Source organism: Antribacter gilvus (genome assembly GCF_003946865.1).
Lineage (GTDB): Bacteria > Actinomycetota > Actinomycetes > Actinomycetales > Cellulomonadaceae > Antribacter > Antribacter gilvus.
Window position 1 is genome coordinate 547,087 of sequence record NZ_QXTH01000001.1, and the last position, 20,230, is coordinate 567,316.

At 72.3% G+C, this 20,230-nt stretch carries 17 protein-coding genes; 16 read left to right on the top strand and 1 reads right to left on the bottom strand.

Annotation, left to right across the window (positions count from 1 at the left end; all coding sequences use genetic code 11):
* Positions 1-3: 3 nt before the first annotated feature.
* On the bottom strand, positions 4-1,374 hold the full coding sequence (locus tag D1350_RS02370; protein WP_125773437.1) for an isochorismate synthase: 1,371 nt from the start codon (positions 1,372-1,374) through the stop codon (positions 4-6).
* Between the two features lie 121 nt (positions 1,375-1,495).
* Between D1350_RS02370 and D1350_RS02375 the strand changes: the two genes are divergently transcribed.
* The 16 genes from D1350_RS02375 (at position 1,496) to nuoN (ending at position 20,219) form a co-directional block, all read left to right on the top strand.
* Positions 1,496-2,191: a demethylmenaquinone methyltransferase gene (locus D1350_RS02375; protein WP_125773439.1), complete on the top strand. Its 696-nt coding sequence runs from the start codon at positions 1,496-1,498 to the stop codon at positions 2,189-2,191.
* 288 nt (positions 2,192-2,479) lie between these two features.
* Positions 2,480-3,787 carry a geranylgeranyl reductase family protein gene (locus D1350_RS02380; RefSeq protein WP_125773441.1) on the top strand — a complete coding sequence of 436 codons (1,308 nt, stop codon included), beginning with the start codon at positions 2,480-2,482 and terminating at the stop codon, positions 3,785-3,787.
* A gap of 13 nt (positions 3,788-3,800) precedes the next feature.
* The gene (locus D1350_RS02385) at positions 3,801-4,163 is read left to right on the top strand and encodes an NADH-quinone oxidoreductase subunit A (RefSeq protein ID WP_125773443.1); all 363 of its coding nucleotides are present in this window, start codon (positions 3,801-3,803) and stop codon (positions 4,161-4,163) included.
* 41 nt (positions 4,164-4,204) lie between these two features.
* Positions 4,205-4,756 (top strand): NuoB/complex I 20 kDa subunit family protein, encoded by a 552-nt coding sequence (locus tag D1350_RS02390; RefSeq protein WP_125773445.1) that lies wholly within the window; start codon positions 4,205-4,207, stop codon positions 4,754-4,756.
* Positions 4,753-5,517 (top strand): NADH-quinone oxidoreductase subunit C, encoded by a 765-nt coding sequence (locus tag D1350_RS02395; protein WP_125773447.1) that lies wholly within the window; start codon positions 4,753-4,755, stop codon positions 5,515-5,517. The genes D1350_RS02390 and D1350_RS02395 overlap by 4 nt, the downstream gene beginning before the upstream one ends.
* Positions 5,514-6,866 carry an NADH-quinone oxidoreductase subunit D gene (locus D1350_RS02400; protein WP_125773449.1) on the top strand — a complete coding sequence of 451 codons (1,353 nt, stop codon included), beginning with the start codon at positions 5,514-5,516 and terminating at the stop codon, positions 6,864-6,866. The genes D1350_RS02395 and D1350_RS02400 overlap by 4 nt, the downstream gene beginning before the upstream one ends.
* Positions 6,863-7,750 (top strand): NADH-quinone oxidoreductase subunit NuoE, encoded by an 888-nt coding sequence (gene nuoE / locus D1350_RS02405; protein WP_170180906.1) that lies wholly within the window; start codon positions 6,863-6,865, stop codon positions 7,748-7,750. The genes D1350_RS02400 and nuoE overlap by 4 nt, the downstream gene beginning before the upstream one ends.
* Positions 7,747-9,087: an NADH-quinone oxidoreductase subunit NuoF gene (nuoF, locus tag D1350_RS02410; RefSeq protein WP_125773451.1), complete on the top strand. Its 1,341-nt coding sequence runs from the start codon at positions 7,747-7,749 to the stop codon at positions 9,085-9,087. The genes nuoE and nuoF overlap by 4 nt, the downstream gene beginning before the upstream one ends.
* Complete coding sequence (locus D1350_RS02415) at positions 9,084-11,681, top strand: NADH-quinone oxidoreductase subunit G (protein WP_125773453.1); 2,598 nt, start codon at positions 9,084-9,086, stop codon at positions 11,679-11,681. Before nuoF ends, D1350_RS02415 begins: the two co-directional genes overlap by 4 nt.
* On the top strand, positions 11,678-13,006 hold the full coding sequence (gene nuoH / locus D1350_RS02420) for an NADH-quinone oxidoreductase subunit NuoH (RefSeq protein WP_125773455.1): 1,329 nt from the start codon (positions 11,678-11,680) through the stop codon (positions 13,004-13,006). The genes D1350_RS02415 and nuoH overlap by 4 nt, the downstream gene beginning before the upstream one ends.
* The gene (gene nuoI / locus D1350_RS02425) at positions 12,999-13,787 is read left to right on the top strand and encodes an NADH-quinone oxidoreductase subunit NuoI (protein WP_206074392.1); all 789 of its coding nucleotides are present in this window, start codon (positions 12,999-13,001) and stop codon (positions 13,785-13,787) included. Before nuoH ends, nuoI begins: the two co-directional genes overlap by 8 nt.
* The gene (locus tag D1350_RS02430; RefSeq protein WP_125773459.1) at positions 13,784-14,644 is read left to right on the top strand and encodes an NADH-quinone oxidoreductase subunit J; all 861 of its coding nucleotides are present in this window, start codon (positions 13,784-13,786) and stop codon (positions 14,642-14,644) included. The genes nuoI and D1350_RS02430 overlap by 4 nt, the downstream gene beginning before the upstream one ends.
* A 1-nt stretch (position 14,645) precedes the next feature.
* Positions 14,646-14,945 (top strand): NADH-quinone oxidoreductase subunit NuoK, encoded by a 300-nt coding sequence (gene nuoK / locus D1350_RS02435; RefSeq protein WP_125773461.1) that lies wholly within the window; start codon positions 14,646-14,648, stop codon positions 14,943-14,945.
* 5 nt (positions 14,946-14,950) lie between these two features.
* A complete protein-coding gene (nuoL, locus tag D1350_RS02440) occupies positions 14,951-16,876 on the top strand; it encodes an NADH-quinone oxidoreductase subunit L (protein ID WP_125773463.1) in 1,926 nt (641 codons plus the stop codon).
* An 11-nt stretch (positions 16,877-16,887) separates the two neighbouring features.
* The gene (locus D1350_RS02445; protein WP_125773465.1) at positions 16,888-18,420 is read left to right on the top strand and encodes an NADH-quinone oxidoreductase subunit M; all 1,533 of its coding nucleotides are present in this window, start codon (positions 16,888-16,890) and stop codon (positions 18,418-18,420) included.
* Complete coding sequence (gene nuoN / locus D1350_RS02450; protein ID WP_125773993.1) at positions 18,420-20,219, top strand: NADH-quinone oxidoreductase subunit NuoN; 1,800 nt, start codon at positions 18,420-18,422, stop codon at positions 20,217-20,219. Before D1350_RS02445 ends, nuoN begins: the two co-directional genes overlap by 1 nt.
* The last annotated feature ends 11 nt before the right edge of the window (positions 20,220-20,230 follow it).

A 20,230-nucleotide genomic window follows, 5' to 3' on the forward strand; every position in this document is an offset into this window, starting at 1 on the left:
CGCTCAGGCTCCCAGCGCGTGGCGCATCGGCTCCAGCTTCGCCTCGGACTCGGCGAGCTCGGCCAGCGGGTCCGACGCCGCGACGATGCCGCAGCCCGCGAACAGCCGGACCTGCCGGGGGTCCCTCGCCGACAGCTCCGCCGAGCGCAGGGCGATGCCCCACTCGCCGTCGCCGTCGGCGCCCAGCCAGCCCACCGGGCCCGCGTACCGTGCCCGGTCCAGGCCCTCGATCTCGCGGATCAGAGCCCGCGCCGCGAGCGTCGGCGTGCCGCACACGGCGGCGCTCGGGTGCAGGGCGGCGGCCAGCGAGAGGGACGACGGCGCCTGGTCGCCCGCCTGGTCCAGCACGCCCGTGACGTCGGTGGCGAGGTGCATGACGTTGGGGAGGTGCAGCACGAACGGCGCCTCGGGCACGTTCATCGACGTGCAGAACGGCTCGAGCGCCGCGGCGACCGACGCCACGGCGTACTCGTGCTCCTCCAGGTCCTTCGAGGACCGTGCGAGCTGGGCCGCCCGCAGCAGGTCCGCGTCGCCCTCCGGTCCGCCGTCGACGGCGGACCGGCCGATCGTCCCGGCGAGCACACGGGACGTCACCAGGCCCTTCTCGCTCCGGACCAGCAGCTCGGGCGTGGCGCCCACCATCCCGGCGACGCTGAACGTCCAGCAGGCCTCGTAGGCGGTGGCGAGGCGGCCCAGGAGGAACCGCGGGTCCACGGGCCGCTCGGCGCGCGCCAGGACGTCCCGCGCCAGCACCACCTTCTCCAGCTCGCCGGCCCGGATCCGGGCGACGCCCTCGGCGACGACCTCCGGCCAGTCGGAGGCGGCGACGGCGCCGTCGGACACCGTGACGTGCCCGGGAGAGGTGACGGGCGTGCGCGGCATGGCTTCGAGGAGCGCCGCGCCCGGGGCGGGGGCGGCGTCGTCGAGGCGCGAGACGACGGTGAGCCACGCCACCGCGCCGCGGCGGCCGACCACCACCTCCGGGACCACGAGGACGCCGCCGGGACGCGCGGGGTCCTCGTCCTCGTCGCCGGGCTCGGTGTCGTCGAACGCGAACGAGCCGAACGCCACCGGCCCGGTGCCGGGGAGGCCGACGTCGTCGATCACGACGGCCCGGCCCAGGACCGTCCGCCAGGCGTCCTCGGCGTCGGCGAACCGGCCGGGGCCTACCGTCTCGAGCCGCAGCACCTCGCCCCAGCCCACGAGGCCGTCGCCGCGGCGCACCCAGGCGAGCGGCCGGGTGTCGGGAAGCAGGTCGGTCAGGGCGGTGAGCCCGTCGCCGAGATCGATCGGGACGGTGCGGACCACGAGCGTGGCGTCCACGGGGGACGTGTCGAGGTGCGGCGTGCTCACGCCGGCGGGCAGTGCGGTCATCACTCCTCAGGATAGGTCGGCGCGGGAGCCTCGCCGGACGCCCGTGGCCAGCCTCACACGCGGACGTCCGCGGGCGGGCGGCGGGACGGACGGGGCCCGCCAGGCGTGGAAAGATCGGGCCATGTCGCGTGCAAGCCTGGAGAAGAAGCCCGCAGAGGTCGCGTCGATGTTCGACGGCATCGCCCGCCGCTACGACCTCACCAACGACCTGATCTCCCTGGGCCAGGACCGTCGCTGGCGCAGGCTCACCGTCGACGCCGTCGCCGCGATGCCCGGCGAACGGGTCCTCGACCTCGCCGCCGGCACCGGTACCAGCTCCGAGCCGTTCGCCGACGGCGGCGCGTACGTCGTGCCGTCGGACTTCTCGATCGGGATGCTCCGGGTCGGCAAGGAACGACGCCCCGACCTGCCGTTCGTCGCGGGCGACGCGACGAGCCTGCCGTTCGCCGACGCCAGCTTCGACGCCGCGACGATCAGCTTCGGCCTGCGCAACGTGGTCGACACGAGCGCCGCGCTCCGCGAGATGCTGCGGGTCGTGCGGCCCGGCGGTCGGATCGTCATCGCCGAGTTCTCCACGCCCACGTGGGTACCGTTCCGGATGGCCTACCACGAGGGCTTCCTGCGGGTGCTGCCCGTGCTGGCCCGCACCGTGAGCACCGACCGCGGCTCCTACGAGTACCTCACCGAGTCGATCCGCTCCTGGCCCGACCAGGAGGCGCTCGCCCGCCTGATGCTCGGCGCCGGCTGGGAGCGGGTCGCCTACCGGAACGTCTCGGGCGGGATCGTGGCGCTCCACCGGGGTTTCCGCCCGGCCTGACGCCCGCGCCCTGCTCGCGCCGCGCTCGCGCCACACCAGCTCGCGTGATCGGTAGAACGTCGCATGATCGGCAGCTCGAACTGCCGATCATGCGACGTTCTACCGATCACGCGGCGCGTGGCGGCACCGCACACGGGGCGTGTTCGTGCTGCCCGAAAAGTCCCGGCGCGAGGTTAGGACAGCCTTGGTGGTGAAACCCCCGTCTGTGTGGCTAGGGTGACGGTGTTGTGACAGGGTTCACAAGGCCCTTGTCAGCAAGCGACGAGTTCACGACCTGGGGGTGAGCACGTGCGAGCAGGATCCCGCGACGACGCGGACGTCATCGTGGTGGGCGCCGGCCCCGCCGGCTCGTCCGCCGCGCACTGGTGCGCGGCCGCAGGCCTCGACGTGCTGCTCCTGGAGAAGGGCGAGTTCCCCCGCGACAAGATCTGCGGCGACGGTCTGACGCCCCGAGCGGTCGCCGAGCTGGCCCGCATGGGCGTGGCCACCCGCGCCGAGGACGGCTGGATCCGCAACCGCGGCCTCCGGGTCCACGGCGGGGGCCGCAGCTACGAGCTCGACTGGCCGGACCTCACGAGCTACCCCGGGTACGGGCTGGCCCGCTCCCGCATGACGCTGGACCACACGCTGGCGCAGCACGCGCAGGCGAGCGGGGCCAAGCTCCTGGAGCGCACCAAGGTCACGGGCCCCGTCCGTGACGAGCGCACCGGCCGGGTCACCGGCGTCGTCGTGCAGGGGCTGGACACGGGCGGGCGGGCCGACGGCGAGCCGCGCGAGCTCCGCGCCCCCGTGGTGGTCGCGGCGGACGGTGTCAGCTCCCGCTTCGCCACGAGCCTGGGCATCTCGCGCCGGGACGACCGCCCGATGGGCACGGCGGTGCGTGCCTACTACCGCACGCCGCGGCACGAGGACCCGTTCATGGAGTCGCACCTGGAGCTGTGGTCGGGCGCTCCGGGCAAGAGCGACCTCCTGCCCGGCTACGGCTGGATCTTCCCGCTGGGCGACGGCACGGCCAACGTGGGGCTGGGCAGCGTCCACTCCACGCCCGCCCGCCAGTCCGCCGCGAGCATCGACTACCGCCGCCTCCAGGACACGTGGCTGCGCAACAGCGCGCCCGAGGGCTGGGAGATCAGCCCGGAAGCGGCCACGGGCCCTGTCCGCGGCGCCGCCCTCCCGATGGGCTTCAACCGCGGGCCGCTGTACTCCGACGGGGTGCTCCTCGCGGGCGACTCGGCGGGCATGGTGAGCCCGTTCAACGGCGAGGGCATCGCGTACGGGCTGCAGGCGGGCCGCGTCGCCGCGGACGCCATCGTCCAGGCCCGGGTCAAGAACACCGGGGCGGCCCGCGAGGCCGCCCTCGCCACGTACGCCGACCGCATGCGTGCGGACCTCGGCGGCTACTACACGCTGGGCCGCTGGTTCGTGCGGCTCATCGAGCACCCCGAGGTGATGCGGGTGTGCGTCCGGTACGGCCTTCCCCGCAAGGTCGTCATGCAGTTCACGCTCAAGCTCTTGTCCGACTGTTACGAGCCCCGCGGCGGCGACTGGATCGACCGCGTGATCGCCGGGCTCACCAGGGTGGTGCCTCGTTCATGAGGGAGATCCGAGCATGACCAACCCCTATGTCCCCGTCCTGGTCCTGATGGCCGTGGCGGCAGTCCTCGCGCTGGGCGGGGTCGCGGCGAGCGCCGTGATCGGCCCCAAGCGCTACAACCGCGCCAAGCTCGACGCGTACGAGTGCGGCATCGAGCCGACGCCGCACGCCACGGGCGGCGGGCGCCTGCCGATCAAGTACTACCTCGTCGCGATGACGTTCATCGTCTTCGACATCGAGGTGGTGTTCCTCTATCCGTGGGCGGTCGACTTCACCACCCTCGCGACGTTCGGGCTCGTGGCCATGCTGGGCTTCCTGGCGCTGATCACCGTCCCGTTCGTCTACGAGTGGCGACGCGGCGGGTTCGACTGGGTCTGACTAGTGCGGCGCCGGAAAGGCGCCGCGAGTAAGGAAGCGCAATGGGTGTCGAAGAAGCTCCATCAGGTTTCCTGCTGACGACGATCGAGGATCTCGCCGGCTACCTCCGCAAGGCGTCGCTGTGGCCGGTCACGTTCGGCCTGGCGTGCTGCGCCATCGAGATGATGGCCGCCGGCGCGCCGCGGTACGACCTGTCCCGGTTCGGCATGGAGGTGTTCCGCGCCTCGCCGCGCCAGGCCGACCTGATGATCGTCGCGGGCCGCGTGAGCCAGAAGATGGCTCCGGTGGTGCGCCAGGTGTACGACCAGATGAGCGAGCCCAAGTGGGTGCTCTCGATGGGCGTGTGCGCGAGCAGCGGCGGCATGTTCAACAACTACGCGATCGTCCAGGGCGTGGACCACATCCTCCCGGTCGACATCTACCTGCCCGGCTGCCCGCCGCGCCCGGAGATGCTGATCAACGCGATCCTCGCGCTCCACGACCAGATCCAGCAGGCGCCGCTCGGCGTGAACCGCCGCGAGGCGGCGGCCGCGGCCGAGGCCGCCGCGCTGGAGGCGACGCCCACGTTCGAGATGAAGGGGCTCCTGCGATGAGCGGTGCGTCTGTGCCCGACGGCGGCGGCCCGGGCGGCGAGGTCGTCGCGCCTCCCGCCGGGGCCACGCAGCTGGAGGTCGTCGAGGTCCGCAAGGGCATGTTCGGCGTGGGCGACTCCGGAGACACGAGCGGCTACGGCGGCCTGGTGGCCCCTGTGGTCATGCCCGGTCCGTCGGCCCGCCCGTACGGCAGCTGGTTCGACGAGGTCGTGGACGTCCTCGCGGAGGTCCTGGCCGAGGGCGGCCTGGCGTACGACGACGCGGTGGAGAAGGTCGTCGTCGACCGCCACGGCGCCACGACGCCGGACGCGCCGCAGGTGGAGCTGACGCTGTACGTGCGCCGCGAGCACCTGGTGCCGGTCTGCCAGGCGCTGCGCGACGACCAGGACCTGCGCTTCGAGATGTCGCTCGGGGTCTCGGGCGTGCACTACCCGCACGAGACGGGCCGGGAGCTGCACGCGGTGTACCACCTGGTGTCGATCACGCACGGGCGCCGGCTGCGCCTCGAGGTGGCCGCGCCGGACGCCGACCCGCACATGCCGTCGACGGTGAGCGTGTATCCCACGAACGACTGGCACGAGCGCGAGACGTACGACTTCTTCGGCCTGATCTTCGACGGCCACCCCGCGCTGACCCGCATCGAGATGCCCGACGACTGGGTGGGTCACCCGCAGCGCAAGGACTACCCCCTCGGCGGCATCCCCGTCGAGTACAAGGGGGCCACCGTGCCCCCGCCGGACACGAGGAGGTCCTACTCGTGAGTGCACCCACTGCTACCCCTCACGCGACCCGCGGCGCCGACGACGACCAGGCCTCGACCGTCCGCGCCTTCGAGGCGTTCGGCGACGGCGACTGGGACGAGATCGCCCGCGAGGCCGTGGGCGAGGAGCGCATCGTCGTCAACATGGGTCCCCAGCACCCGTCGACGCACGGCGTGCTGCGACTCATGCTCGAGATCGACGGCGAGACGGTGACCGAGGCCCGCGCGGGCATCGGCTACCTGCACACGGGCATCGAGAAGAACATGGAGTACCGGACGTGGACGCAGGGCACCACGTTCTGCACCCGCATGGACTACGTGGCGCCCCTGTTCCAGGAGGCGGCCTTCTGCCTCGCCACCGAGCGGCTCCTCGGTATCACGGACGACGTGCCGGAGCGCGCGTCGGAGATCCGGGTCCTGATGATGGAGCTCAACCGGATCTCGTCGCACCTGATCTGCCTGGGCACCGGCGGGAACGAGATGGGCGCCACCACGGTGATGACCGTCGCGTTCACCGCCCGTGAGGAGATCCTGCGGCTCTTCGAGGCGGTGACCGGCCTGCGCATGAACCACGCGTACATCCGCCCGGGCGGCGTCGCCATCGACGTGCCCGACGACTTCGCGGCACAGGCGCGGCCCGCGATGGAGCGCGTCCGCGGCTACCTGGGCCAGCTCGCCGACCTCATGATCGCCAACCCGATCTTCAAGGCCCGCCTCGTGGACGTGGGCGCGCTGAACCTCGCGGGCTGCATGGCGCTCGGCATCACCGGCCCGGTCCTCCGGTCCACCGGCCTGCCGTACGACGTGCGCAAGCAGGCGCCGTACTGCGGCTACGAGACCTACGACTTCGACGTGCCGACCGACACGGCCGCCGACTGCTACTCCCGCGCAGTGCTCCGCATCGAGGAGTGCTACCAGTCGATGCGGCTCGTGGAGCAGGCGCTCGCCCGCCTCGACGCCTCCGCGGGCGCGCCGGTGATGGTCGCCGACAAGAAGATCGCGTGGCCCGCGCAGCTCGCGATCGGCGGCGACGGCCAGGGCAACTCCCTGGAGCACATCCGGAAGATCATGGGTACCTCCATGGAGGCCCTGATCCACCACTTCAAGCTGGTCACCGAGGGCTTCCGCGTCCCCGCAGGCCAGGCCTGGCAGACGGTGGAGCACCCGCGCGGCGAGCTGGGCGTCCACGTCGTGTCCGACGGCGGCACGCGCCCCTACCGCGCGCACTTCCGCGACCCCTCGTTCAACAACCTCCAGGCCGTCTCGGTGATGTGCGAGGGCGGCCAGGTGGCCGACGTCGTCGTCGCCGTCGCGTCGCTGGACCCCGTGCTGGGAGGAGTGGACCGATGACGGCCGACCCGATGGTCGTAGGCCCGGGGGCGGCGAAGCCGACCCGGACGGGCTACGACAAGCGACTGGACCAGGGCACGCTCGCGCAGTTGATCGCCGACGCGCAGGCGATCACCGACCGCTACCCGGACCCCCGGTCCGGGCTGCTGCCCATGCTGCACCTGGTGCAGTCGGTGGACGGCTACGTGAGCCGCGACGGCATCCTGTTCTGCGCCGAGCGGCTCGGGATCACTGCCGCCGAGGTCTCCGCGGTCGCCACCTTCTACACCCAGTACAAGCGCCACCCCAACGGGAAGTACACCGTGGGCGTCTGTACCAACACGCTCTGCGCGGTGATGGGCGGCGACGCGATCTTCGACGAGCTGGCCGACCACCTCGGCGTAGGCCACGACGAGACCACCGACGACGGAGCCATCACGCTCGAGCGCGTCGAGTGCAACGCCGCCTGCGACTACGCCCCCGTCGTGATGGTCAACTGGGAGTTCTTCGACAACCAGACGCCCGCGTCGGCGACGGCGCTCGCGGACCGGCTGCGCGCCGGCGAGGACGTGGCCCCGACCCGTGGCGCCGCCTCGGTGTGCTCGTTCAAGCAGATGAGCCGGGTCCTGGCCGGGTTCTCCGACGGCCGCGCCGACGAGGACACCGGCACGGGCGACCCGACCCTCGCGGGCCTCCGGATCGCCCGCGAGCGTGGCTGGACGGCGCCCGACGCCGCCGCCGCACCCGCCGAGGAGGCGGCCCCGGTCGCCCAGACAGCGCCGAAGACGGGTGAGGCCGGTTCGTCGGCCGCGCGCAAGCCCACCACGCCGTCGGACACGCAGCCCGAGGGCAAGCCCGGCACGCCCGAGGCGAAGCCCGATGCAGGGAAGGGAGGCCAGTCATGACCCTCACCCCCATCCTCACGGACACGTGGGACGCGGAGCGGTCCTGGAAGCTGAGCACCTACGAGGCGGCCGGCGGCTACGACGGCCTGCGCGCCGCCCTGGCGATGGAGCCGGGCGCCGTGGTGCAGGCGGTCAAGGACTCCGGCCTCCGCGGCCGCGGAGGCGCCGGGTTCCCCACGGGCATGAAGTGGGGCTTCCTGCCTCCGCCCGACGGCGGCCCGCGCTACCTCGTGGTCAACGCCGACGAGTCCGAGCCGGGTACCTGCAAGGACATCCCGCTCATGCTGACCAGCCCGCAGCACCTGATCGAGGGCGTGATCATCACGAGCTACGCCATCGGGTGCCACCACGCGTTCATCTACGTGCGCGGCGAGGTGCTGCACGTGTACCGGCGTCTGCTGGCCGCCGTCGAGGAGGCGTACGCCGCCGGGTACCTCGGCAAGGACGTGCTCGGCACCGGCTACGACCTCGAGGTCACGGTCCACGCCGGCGCGGGCGCGTACATCTGCGGCGAGGAGACGGCGCTCCTCGACTCGCTCGAGGGGCTCCGCGGGCAGCCGCGGCTCAAGCCGCCGTTCCCGGCGGTCGCCGGTCTGTACGCGCGCCCCACGGTGGTCAACAACGTGGAGTCGATCGCGAGCGTGCCGGGCATCATCAAGAACGGCGCCGACTGGTTCGCCGCCATGGGCACGGAGAAGTCGCAGGGCCACGGCCTGTTCTCGCTGTCGGGCCACGTGCAGCGGCCCGGCCAGTACGAGGCCCCGCTCGGCGTGACGCTGCGCGAGCTCCTCGACCTCGCGGGCGGGATGCGGGAGGGCCACGAGCTGAAGTTCTGGACGCCGGGCGGGTCGTCGACGCCGATCTTCACGGCGGACCAGCTTGACACCCCGCTCGACTACGAGTCGGTGGGTGCGGCCGGGTCGATGCTCGGCACGCGCGCGTTGCAGATCTTCGACGAGACGGTCTGCGTGGTGCGCGCGGTCAGCCGGTGGACCGACTTCTACGCCCACGAGTCGTGCGGCAAGTGCACGCCGTGCCGCGAGGGCACCTACTGGATGAAGCAGGTGCTGCACCGCCTCGAGACGGGCGAGGGCACCGACGGGGACATGGACCTGCTCCTGGACCTGTGCGACAACATCCTCGGCCGGGCGTTCTGCGCCCTCGGTGACGGAGCCACCTCGCCCGTCACCAGCTCGATCAAGCTCTTCCGGGACGAGTACCAGGCGCACGTCGACGGGCATGGCTGCCCGTTCGACCCGAGCGCCGCCGCCCTGTTCCTGTACACCCCCAAGTCAGCACGCACGCCGGCTCTCGCCGGCGCCGGAGGTCACCGATGACCGTCACCACCCCCAAGCCGGCCGCCGCCGAGCCGGGCCCGGTCCAGAAGCCGGACCTGGTCACGTTCAGCGTCGACGGCGTGGAGCTCGCGGTGCCCAAGGGCACCCTCGTGATCCGCGCCGCCGAGCAGGCCGGCATCCAGATCCCGCGGTTCTGCGACCACCCGCTGCTCGCCCCCGCGGGCGCGTGCCGCCAGTGTCTCGTCGAGGTCGCCACGCCGGACCGCGAGGGCAACCTGCGGCCCATGCCGAAGCCGCAGGCGTCGTGCACGCTCGAGGCCACGCCCGGCATGGTCGTCAAGACGCAGGTCACGTCGCCCGTCGCGGACAAGGCGCAGCAGGGGGTCATGGAGCTGCTGCTCATGAACCACCCGCTCGACTGCCCGGTCTGCGACAAGGGCGGCGAGTGCCCCCTGCAGAACCAGGCCATGTCGAACGGCCGCGCCGACTCCCGGTTCCAGGACGTGAAGCGCCGGTTCCCCAAGCCGGTGACGATCTCCACGCAGATCCTCCTCGACCGCGAGCGCTGCGTGCTGTGCCAGCGCTGCACGCGGTTCACCGAGGAGATCGCGGGGGACACGTTCATCGCCCTGCAGCTCCGCGGCGCGGAGCAGCAGATCGGCCGCTACGACGTGGACGTGCTCGACGGCGACGCGCGCGGCGGCACGGCCGTGGACCGGCCGGTGGGCGAGGCGTACCCCGACACGTCGGGCCAGCCGTTCTCCTCCTACTACTCGGGCAACACCGTGCAGATCTGCCCGGTGGGTGCGCTCACCAGCGCGGCGTACCGGTTCCGCTCCCGGCCGTTCGACCTCGTGTCGACTCCGGGGATCGGCGAGCACGACGCGTGCGGCTCGGCGATCCGCGTGGACCACCGCCGCGGCGTGGTGATGCGCCGCCTGTCTGGCGAGGACCCCGTGGTCAACGAGGAGTGGATCACCGACAAGGACCGCTTCGCCTTCACGTGGCAGTCCGCCCCGGACCGCGTGACCACCCCGCTGGTGCGGGACGTGGCCGAGGACGGCACCAAGGGCGAGCTCCGGCCCGCCTCCTGGGCCGAGGCGCTCGAGGTCGCCGCGAACGGCCTGTCGGCCGCGCGCACGGCCGGTGGCGTGGGCGTGCTGCCCGGTGGCCGCCTCACCGTCGAGGACGCGTACGCCTGGTCGCGGTTCGCCCGGACGGTGCTCGGCACCAACGACGTGGACCAGCGCGCCCGCGTGCACTCCGCGGAGGAGGCCGCGTTCCTGGCCCACTCCGTGGCGGGCACGGGCGTCGGTGTGACCTTCGGCGACCTGGAGAAGGCCCCGGCGGTGCTGCTCGTCGGCCTGGAGGCCGAGGAGGAGGCCGGGGTCACGTTCCTGCGCCTCCGCAAGGGCGCGGAGCGTCACGGCGTCAAGGTGTTCGCCGTGGCTCCGTACGCCTCCCGCGGGCTCGACCGGATGCACGGCACGCTGCTGCCAGCAGCGCCCGGCACCGAGGCCGAGTGGCTCGACGGCCTACGGACCCGCCTCACCGGCGGCCTCCTGCCGCCCGAGGCGGGCTCGGCCCTGCTCGGCCCCGAGATCGAGGCTCTCGCGCAGCCCGGATCGGTGATCCTCGTGGGCGAGCGGCTCGCGGGCTCACCGGGTGCGTACCCGGCGGCGCTCGCGCTCGCCGAGGCCACCGGCGCCCGGCTGGCGTGGATCCCGCGTCGTGCGGGCGAGCGTGGCGGCGTCGAGGCGGGCCTCCTGCCGAACCTCCTCCCCGGCGGCCGGCCGGTCACCGACCCGGCGGCGCGCGCGGAGATCGCCGCGGCCTGGGGTCTCACCGGCACCTCGATCCCCGCGGAGCCCGGGCTCGACACCACCGGCATCCTCGACGCGCTGTCCGTGGGCGCGCTCGGCGGCGTGCTCGTGGGCGGCGTCGAGCTCGCGGACCTCCCGGACCCGGCGCACGCGCGCCGTGCCCTGGCGGCGGCGGGCTTCGTGGTCAGCCTCGAGGTGCGGGCGTCGGAGGCCACGCGGTACGCCGACGTGGTGCTCCCGGTGGCTCCCCCCGTGGAGCGGTCCGGCTCGTACTGGAACTGGGAGGGCCGTGTCCGCGCCTTCCCGGCCGCCCTCGACTCGTCCGCGCTGCCCGACCACCGCGTCCTCGACGTCCTGGCCGCGCAGCTCGGCACCTCCCTCGGCGCCGCGACGCCGGTCGAGGCGCACCTCGCGGTGGCGGCGCCCGGCCCCTGGACGGGCCTGCGGGCCACCGCGCCCGGCGGCGAGGCGGGTGAGCCGCCCGTGGTCGCGCCCGGTCACGCGGTCCTCGCGTCCTGGCGCCTGATGCTCGACGACGCGCGCGGCCAGGACGGCGAGGCGTTCCTCGCCGGCACGGCCAAGCGCGCGGTCGCCCGGATGTCGGCGGCCACCGCCGCCTCGTTCGACGTGTACGACGGCGACACGGTCACCCTGGCCACCGACCGCGGCTCCGTCACGGTGCCGGTCGCGGTGGCCGACATGGTGGACGGGGTGGTCTGGGTCCCACTGGCCTCCGCGGGCTGCCGCGTGCACGACACCCTGGGCGCCGTTCCCGGTGACCTGGTCCGCGTGGAGAGGAGCGAGGCATGATCCCCGGGGTCGCCGCAGACTTCTCGCAGGACAACATCTGGGTCTCGCTGGTCAAGGCCGTGCTCATCGTGGTCTTCCTGCTCACGAGCGTGCTGTTCGCGATCTGGTTCGAGCGCAAGGTCGTGGCCCGCATGCAGGTGCGGCCGGGTCCCAACTGGCACGGGCCGGTCGGCCTGCTCCAGTCGCTCGCCGACGCGATGAAGCTGCTGCTCAAGGAGGACGTCAACGTCACGCGGGCCGACCGTGTGACCTACCTGCTGGCGCCGATGATCTCGGTGTTCTGCGCGCTGCTCGTGTTCGCCGTGATCCCGTTCGGGCCCGAGGTGACGATCCCGTTCACGGACTTCACCACGCCCCTGCAGCTCACGGACTTCCCCGTCGCGGTGCTCTACGTGCTGGCGTGCGCCTCGCTCGGTGTCTACGGGATCGTGCTGGGCGGCTGGTCGTCGGGTTCGACCTACCCGCTGCTCGGCGCGGTGCGGTCCACCGCCCAGGTGATCTCCTACGAGCTGGCCATGGGCCTGGCGCTGGTGAGCGTCTTCATCATGGCGGGGTCGATGTCGACGTCGCAGATCGTCGCCTCGCAGGCGCCGCTCTGGTGGTTCATCCCGCTCTTCCCGGCGTTCGTGGTCTACGTGATCTCGATGATCGGCGAGACCAACCGGCTCCCGTTCGACCTCCCCGAGGCCGAGGGCGAGCTGGTCTCCGGGTACATGACCGAGTACTCGTCGATGAAGTTCGCGTGGTTCTTCCTCGCGGAGTACATCAACATGCTCAACGTCTCGGCGGTCTGCGTCACGCTCTTCCTGGGCGGGTGGCGTGCCCCCTGGCCGTTGTCGGCCCTGGGCGACGGGATGCTGAACGAGGGCTGGTGGCCCATCCTCTGGTTCCTGGTGAAGCTCTGGGCCGTCATGTTCGTCTTCGTCTGGGTCCGCGGCACGCTCCTCCGCCTGCGGTACGACCAGTTCATGGTCTTCGGCTGGAAGGTGCTCATCCCGGTCGCCCTGGCGTTCGCCGTCGTCGTGGCCGTCATGCAGTGGGCCCGCCGGGTCGCCGAGGTGCCGCTCGAGAACACGCTCGTCGTCATCGTGATCGTCTGCGGCATCGCCTTCCTCGCGATCTGGCTCTGGCCCGAGCGCGCGAGGCCCGAGAAGCCCGACGAGTCGGCCGTGCTCGACGCGTTCGCGGACGGGTACCCGGTCCCGCCGCTGCCCGGCCAGAAGCTTCCGCCGTCCCCGCGAGGCCGCCGTGCCCCGCTCGAGCACGAGCCGGACCAGGAACACCAGGCGGACGACCTGCAGAAGGAAGGGGTCACCGGTGAGTGACACGTACGAACCCATCAGGCCCAAGGCAGGGCCGATCAAGGAGCTGTTCGCGCCCGTCGCGGGCTTCGGGGTGACGCTGTCGTCGATGTTCAAGCCGGTCGTCACCGAGCAGTACCCGCGCGCGAAGGTGGCGCCGCAGCAACGCTTCCACGGCCGCCACCAGCTCAACCGGTACGCCGACGGCCTGGAGAAGTGCATCGGGTGCGAGCTGTGCGCCTGGGCCTGCCCGGCCGACGCCATCTACGTGGAGGGCGCCGACAACGCCGCCCTCCCGCAGGACGGCTCGGGCGTGCCGGTGCACATCAGCCCCGGCGAGCGGTACGGCGGCGTCTACCAGATCAACTACCTGCGCTGCATCTTCTGCGGCCTGTGCATCGAGGCGTGCCCCACGCGCGCGCTCACGATGACGAACGACTACGAGCTGGCGGGCAACACCCGCGCGGGGATGATCTACGAGAAGCAGGACCTGCTCGCTCCCCTCGCCGAGGGCATGCTCGCGGCCCCGCACCCCATGGCCGATGGCACCACCGCCACGGAGTACTACCGCGGGGACGTCGTCGGCGCGACGGCGGCGCAGGTCGCCTGGGTGCGCGAGCACCGGCCCGACGACCCCACGCTCGACGCCGCGGACGCCGTCGCCTCGGGCACGGCGCCCGTCCCGGCTCCGCTGCAGCACGAGCTCCGTCCTGACCACGGCCCCGGTGAGGCCGAGCGCGCGGCCGGTGCGGCCGCCGTCGGCTCCGTCCGCAACGGGCGCGAGACGCGCGAGGTGACGGCATGACCCCCGGGCTGGAGGTCTCGGGCGGCGAGACGATGCTCTTCTGGGTCCTGGCACCGCTGATGGTGCTGGCCGCGCTCGGGCTGCTGTTCGTGCGCCGTGCCGTGCACGCCGCCATGTGCCTCGTGTTCGTGATGATCAGCCTGGCGATCATGTACGTCGCGCAGGAGGCGCCGTTCCTCGGCGTCGTCCAGGTCGTGGTCTACACGGGCGCCGTGATGATGCTGTTCCTGTTCGTGCTGATGCTCGTGGGCGTCGACGCGTCGGACTCCCTGACGGAGACCATCAAGGGCCAGCGCTGGATCGGCGTGCTCCTCGGGCTCGGCTTCGCCGTGGTCCTGACCGGCGTCGTCGCGCAGGCGACCTTCCAGTCGCCCGTCGGGCTGGAGTCGGCCAACGCGGTGACCAACCCCGTGGCGCTGGCGCGCGTCCTGTTCGGCGACTACGTGCTCGCCATGGAGGCCGTGGGCGTGCTCCTGGTCACCGCGGCGACGGGCGCGCTGGTGCTGACGCACCGCCGTCAGCTCACCACGCGCCGCACGCAGCGCACCACCGCGGACGCACGCGTCCGCGCCCTCACCGAGGGCGTGTCGCTCACGCCGCTGCCCGCGCCGGGCGTCTACGCGCAGAACAACGCGATGGACACCCCGGCCCTCGACCCGGCCGGCCGGCCGGTGCCCGAGTCCGTCCCCCGCGTGCTGCGGATCCGTGGCCAGGAGCGGTCGGTGACCGCTCTCCTCGACGCCGAGGCCGCGATCGTGGGCACCGACACGAGCGGAGACGCCGTCGGCCCGCCCGCCGGGCTGCCCGCCGGGCAGGACCCCGACAGCACGCCGACCCTGCCGGCCCGGGAGGCCTGACGTGGAGATCACCAACTACGCCGTCCTGGCGTGCATCCTCTTCGCGATCGGCGCAACGACGGTGCTGCTGCGCCGGAACGCCATCGTGGTGTTCATGGGCGTGGAGCTCATGCTCAACGCCACGAACCTCGCTTTCGTCACCTTCGCCCGTGTTCACGGCGACGTGACGGGCCAGGTGCTCGCGTTCTTCGTCATGGTCGTCGCGGCCGCAGAGGTCGTCGTCGGCCTCGCGATCATCGTGACGATCTTCCGTACCCGTCGGTCGGCCTCGGTCGACGACGTCAACCTGCTCAAGGGCTGAGGCACATGGAGAACGTGATAGGGCTGGCGCCCTGGCTCGTCGGCTTCCCGCTGCTCGGGGCGGCGGTCCTGCTGCTCGGCGGCCGGGCCACCGACCGCTGGGGCCACTGGCTCGGCGTGGCCGCGTCGACGGCCGCGGCCGTCACCGGGTTCGTGCTGCTGTTCGCGATGATCAGCACGCCCGCGGAGGAGCGCGTCGTCGACCACCACCTGTGGACGTGGCTGTCCGCGGGCGGGCTCGACGTGGACCTCGGGGTGCGCCTCGACCCGCTGTCGATGACGTTCGTGATGCTCGTGACCTTCGTGGGCACCCTCATCCACGTCTACTCGGTGGCGTACATGGCGCACGACCCCCACCGCCGGCGGTTCTTCGCCTACCTCAACCTGTTCGTCGCGGCGATGCTCACGCTCGTCCTCGCGGACTCCTACCTGCTGCTGTTCGTGGGCTGGGAGGGCGTGGGCCTGGCGTCGTACCTGCTCATCGGCTTCTGGGACCACAAGCGGCCCAACGCGGTGGCGGCCAAGAAGGCCTTCGTCATGAACCGCGTGGGCGACATGGGGCTCATCGCGGCGATGGCGCTGATCTTCGCGAACGTGGGCTCCGTCCAGTTCGCGGACGTCCTCCCGGCAGCCGCGGGCGAGCTCTCCGGCGTCGGCGCGAGCACCGCGACGTGGACCGCCGTCGCCCTCTGCCTCCTCCTCGCGGCGTGCGGCAAGTCCGCGCAGTTCCCGCTGCAGGCGTGGCTCGGCGACGCGATGGCCGGCCCCACGCCGGTCTCCGCCCTGATCCACGCGGCCACCATGGTGACCGCGGGCGTCTACCTCATGGTGCGCAGCGCGCCCATCCTGGAGGCGGCGCCCACGGCGCAGCTCGTGGTGGTCTGCGTGGGCGCGGTGACCCTGATCTTCGGGGCGGTCGTGGGCTGCGCCAAGGACGACATCAAGAAGGCGCTCGCCGCCTCGACGATGTCGCAGATCGGCTACATGATGCTCGCCGCAGGCCTCGGCCCGGTCGGGTACGGCTTCGCGATCTTCCACCTGCTCACGCACGGCTTCTTCAAGGCGGGCCTGTTCCTCGGCGCCGGCTCGGTGATGCACGGCATGGACGACGAGGTGGACATGCGGCGCTTCGGCGGCCTCTCGCGGTTCCTCCCGGTCACGTGGATCACCATGGGCCTCGGCTGGCTCGCGATCCTCGGCGTCTTCCCCTTCTCCGGCTTCTGGAGCAAGGACGGCATCATCGAGACGGCGTTCGTCCCTGTGGACGGCCAGCCCTGGCGGGCGTGGCTGTTCGGCTCGGTGGCCCTCGTGGGCGCCGCGATCACCGCCTTCTACATGTCGCGCCTGTTCTTCATGACGTTCGGCGGCCAACGCCGCTGGGACGACGACCACCACCCGCACGAGTCCCCGGCGCTGATGACGGTGCCGATGATCATCCTGGCGATCGGCTCGGTCGCGCTCGGTGGGCTGCTCGCCGTGGGCGGCACGTTCACCACGTGGCTCGAGCCGGTGACGGGGCACGCCGAGCACGGCGAGCCGGTCATCCCGTTCTGGCCGCTCGTGATCCTCACCCACGTCCTGGTGATCGGCGCGGCCCTGCTCGCGTTCCGCCAGTACGCGGTGTCCCGCGTCCCCGTGACGGCGCCGCGCGGCAGCCTGCTGACGCGCGCGGCCCGCCGCGACCTGTTCCAGGACGCCACCAACGAGACGCTCGTGATGCTCCCCGGCCAGGTCCTGACCCGCTCGCTCGTCTACGGCGACAAGGCCGTGGTCGACGGCGGCTGGCTCGGCCTGGGGGCGACCGTCACCCAGGTGGGCGAGAAGGTCCGCGGAATGCAGAACGGCTACGCCCGCTCGTACGCCGCCATGATCCTGACCGGCGTGCTCGTGATCGCAGGCGTTGCCGGCATCGCCGCGGCGGTGTCCCAGTGAACGGAGGAGACATGTTCCCGTGGCTGACCGCGCTCATCGCGTGGCCGCTCGTCGCCGCGGCGGTGACCGCTGCGAGCGGGCGCTCGCGCTCGGGCGCCCCCAGCCCGCGCCTCGTGGCGCTCGTGGGTGCGCTGGTCGAGGTGGGCCTGCTCGTCGCCGCCTTCGTGCAGTTCGACACGAGCCGCGCCGCCGAGCACCAGCTGGGCCAGACCGTGCCCTGGATCCCGCAGATCGGCGCGTCCTACGCGGTCGGCGTGGACGGCGTGGGGCTCCTGCTCGTGGCGCTCTCGGTGGGCCTCGTCCCGCTCGTGATCCTCGCCGCCTGGCGCGAGCAGGGTGGTGACACCCTCCGCCTGCGCCGCTACCTGGTGCTGATCCTGGTGCTCGAGGCCTTCATGGTGGCCGTGTTCAGCGCGCGGGACGTGTTCCTCTTCTACGTCCTGTTCGAGGCCATGCTCATCCCGGCCTACTTCATGATCGGCGCCTTCGGCCAGGGGCCGCAGCGGCGCTACGCCGCGGTGAAGTTCCTGATCTTCTCGCTCACCGGCGGCCTCGTCATGCTGGCCGCGGTCATCGCCCTGTACTTCCAGGTGCCGGTGGACGCGCAGGGCCAGCGGTCCGACCAGGCGTTCCTCACCGAGAACCTCACCGGCCTCGGCCTCGACCCCACGGTGGAGCGGCTGATCTTCCTGGGCTTCTTCCTCGCCTTCGCGATCAAGGCGCCGCTCTTCCCGGTCCACACCTGGTTGCCCGACGTCGCGGAGAACGCCCCCGTGGGCACCTCCACGTTGCTCATCTGCGTGCTCGACAAGGTCGGCACCTTCGGGATGCTGACCCTCTGCCTGCCCCTGTTCCCCGGGGCCAGCCAGTGGGCGGCGCCGGTGATCGTGGTGCTCGCCGTGATCAGCGTGATCTACGGCGCGGTCATGGCGATCGGGCAGGACGACCTCCTGCGCCTCATCGGGTACACCTCGGTGTCGCACTTCGGCTTCATCATCCTGGGCATCTTCACGTTCGTGCCGCTCGGTGTGGCGGGCTCGGGCTTCATGATGCTCAACCACGGCCTCGCCACCGGCGCGCTGTTCCTGGTCGCGGGCTTCCTCATCGCCCGCCACCCGGCCCGCAGCCAGCTGATCGCCGACTACGGCGGCCTGCGCACGGTCACCCCCGTGCTCGCCGGCGCCTTCCTGGTGGCCGGCCTCGCGACGCTGTCGCTGCCGGGCCTGGCCACGTTCGCCAGCGAGATCATGGTCCTGATCGGCGCGTACGGCGGGTCCCCCGTCGCCGCGCTCGTCGCGATCGTCGGTGTCGTGCTCGCCGCCGTGTACGTGCTCCTCACGTACCAGCGGATCTTCACCGGTGCCCCGGCCGCCGGCCTGGAGACCCTGCCCGACCTCACGGGCCGTGAGCGCCTCGTCGCCGCCCCCCTGGTGGTGGCGCTCCTGGTGCTCGGGCTCGTGCCCCAGCTCGCGCTCACGTATGTGGACGCACCCGCCGACCAGTCTGTGGTCGCGGTCCTCGAGAACGAAGGGAGCGAGCAGTGATCCCCGACTTCACCGCCCCGCTCATCGACTGGGCGGCGCTCGCGCCGCTCCTGGTGGTCCTCGGCGCCGGGGTGGTCGGCGTGCTCGTCGAGGCCTTCGTGCCCGACGCCGTCCGCCGCGCCACCCAGATCACGCTCGCCCTGGCGGCGCTGGCCGCCACGGTGGTGCTGATCGTGCTCCGCTGGGGCCTGATCGTGGGCTCGGACGGGGCGCCGGGCGTGTCCGACGTCCTGGTGGGCGGCACCGTCATGGTGACGCCCTTCGCACTGGCGCTCCAGGGCACCATCGTGGTGCTGGCGTTCCTCGGCGCGCTCGTCGTCGCCGACCGGACGTCCAGCGGCCAGGACGCGTTCGCGCCGACGGCGGCCGCCGTGCCGGGCACCTCGTACGAGGACCTGGCCCGACGGGCCGGGCTCCAGCAGACCGAGGTCTACCCGCTCCTCATGTTCGCCACCGGCGGCATGATGCTGTTCGTCGCCACCGACGACCTGCTGATGATGTTCGTGGCGCTCGAGGTGCTCTCCCTGCCCCTGTACGTGCTGTGCGCCACGGCCCGCCGTCGGCGCCTGCTCTCGCAGGAGGCCGCGGCCAAGTACTTCCTGCTCGGGGCGTTCGCGTCCGCGCTGTTCATCTTCGGCGTCGCCCTGATCTACGGATTCGCGGGGACGGTGCGGCTGATCGGTGACGAGGACAAGCCGGGTGTGATCCGGCGCGTCCTGAGCGGCGACGCGCCGCTCGACGGCATGACGGTCCTCGTCGTGGCGGGCATCCTGCTCGTGCTGGTGGGCCTGCTCTTCAAGCTCGGCGCCGTGCCGTTCCACGCCTGGACGCCGGACGTCTATGCCGGCGCCCCTACGCCCATCACCGGCTTCATGGCAGCCTGCACCAAGGTCGCGGCCGTCGGTGCCCTGGTCAAGGTGCTGTACACGCTCGTGGTCGGCCTGCCGCCGGAGGTCGGCGAGCAGCTGCGCACGGTCGTGATCGTCGTCGCGATCCTCACCATGGCTCTCGGCACGGTGGTCGGCGCCGTGCAGACCGACATCAAGCGCCTCCTCGCCTACTCGTCGATCGCGCACGCCGGCTTCCTGCTGGTCGCGGTGGCGGGGATCAACCTGGAGTCCCTCCGGGCGGTGCTCTTCTACATGGTCGCCTACGGCGTCGCGACGGTGGGCGCCTTCGGCGTGGTGACGCTCGTGCGTGAGCGCACGGTCGTCCCGGGCCGCGCGGACGGGGCCGACGGCGAGGACGGGGTGGTGCTCGGCGAGGCCACCCACCTGTCCCAGTGGGCGGGCCTGGGGCGTCGCGCCCCGTGGCTCACCGCGGCGTTCGCGCTGTTCCTGCTCTCCATGGCAGGGATCCCGCTGACCGCGGGCTTCGTGGCGAAGTTCGGCGCGTTCGGCGCGGCCGTGGCGGGCGACCTGTGGTGGCTCGCGGTGGTCGGCGTGCTGGCCTCCGTCGTCGCGGTGTTCTTCTACGTCCGTGTGATCGTCCTCATGATGTTCACCCCCCCGGCGGAGGAGCAGCTGCTCGCCGGGGCGGAGGCCAGGGCCCAGGAGGCGGCGACCGGGACGGGCGACGAGGCGGAAGCCGCCGAGGCGTCGTCGGGCGCCGAACCGGCTGGTGGCGGTGTCGCGACGGAGACCCGGACGGAGGTTGCCCGGACCGTGGTGACCGTCGTGGGGTCCCGCGGGCCGGCCGCCGTGGCGATCGCGGTGTGTGCTGTGGCAACCCTTGTCCTCGGCGTTTTTCCCGGTCCGGTTCTCGAACTTGCCGGTGAGGCTATTAAGTTCGTGCCGTGACCTCTGGACAG

What these genes read in the sequence shown, in the direction of transcription:
- D1350_RS02370 (WP_125773437.1), bottom strand. Translation starts at nt 1,374, where the DNA reads ATGACCGCACTGCCCGCCGGCGTGAGCACGCCGCACCTCGACACGTCC.
- D1350_RS02375 (WP_125773439.1), top strand. Translation starts at nt 1,496, where the DNA reads ATGTCGCGTGCAAGCCTGGAGAAGAAGCCCGCAGAGGTCGCGTCGATG.
- D1350_RS02385 (WP_125773443.1), top strand. Translation starts at nt 3,801, where the DNA reads ATGACCAACCCCTATGTCCCCGTCCTGGTCCTGATGGCCGTGGCGGCA.
- D1350_RS02390 (WP_125773445.1), top strand. Translation starts at nt 4,205, where the DNA reads ATGGGTGTCGAAGAAGCTCCATCAGGTTTCCTGCTGACGACGATCGAG.
- D1350_RS02395 (WP_125773447.1), top strand. Translation starts at nt 4,753, where the DNA reads ATGAGCGGTGCGTCTGTGCCCGACGGCGGCGGCCCGGGCGGCGAGGTC.
- nuoE (WP_170180906.1), top strand. Translation starts at nt 6,863, where the DNA reads ATGACGGCCGACCCGATGGTCGTAGGCCCGGGGGCGGCGAAGCCGACC.
- nuoF (WP_125773451.1), top strand. Translation starts at nt 7,747, where the DNA reads ATGACCCTCACCCCCATCCTCACGGACACGTGGGACGCGGAGCGGTCC.
- D1350_RS02415 (WP_125773453.1), top strand. Translation starts at nt 9,084, where the DNA reads ATGACCGTCACCACCCCCAAGCCGGCCGCCGCCGAGCCGGGCCCGGTC.
- nuoH (WP_125773455.1), top strand. Translation starts at nt 11,678, where the DNA reads ATGATCCCCGGGGTCGCCGCAGACTTCTCGCAGGACAACATCTGGGTC.
- D1350_RS02430 (WP_125773459.1), top strand. Translation starts at nt 13,784, where the DNA reads ATGACCCCCGGGCTGGAGGTCTCGGGCGGCGAGACGATGCTCTTCTGG.
- nuoL (WP_125773463.1), top strand. Translation starts at nt 14,951, where the DNA reads ATGGAGAACGTGATAGGGCTGGCGCCCTGGCTCGTCGGCTTCCCGCTG.
- D1350_RS02445 (WP_125773465.1), top strand. Translation starts at nt 16,888, where the DNA reads ATGTTCCCGTGGCTGACCGCGCTCATCGCGTGGCCGCTCGTCGCCGCG.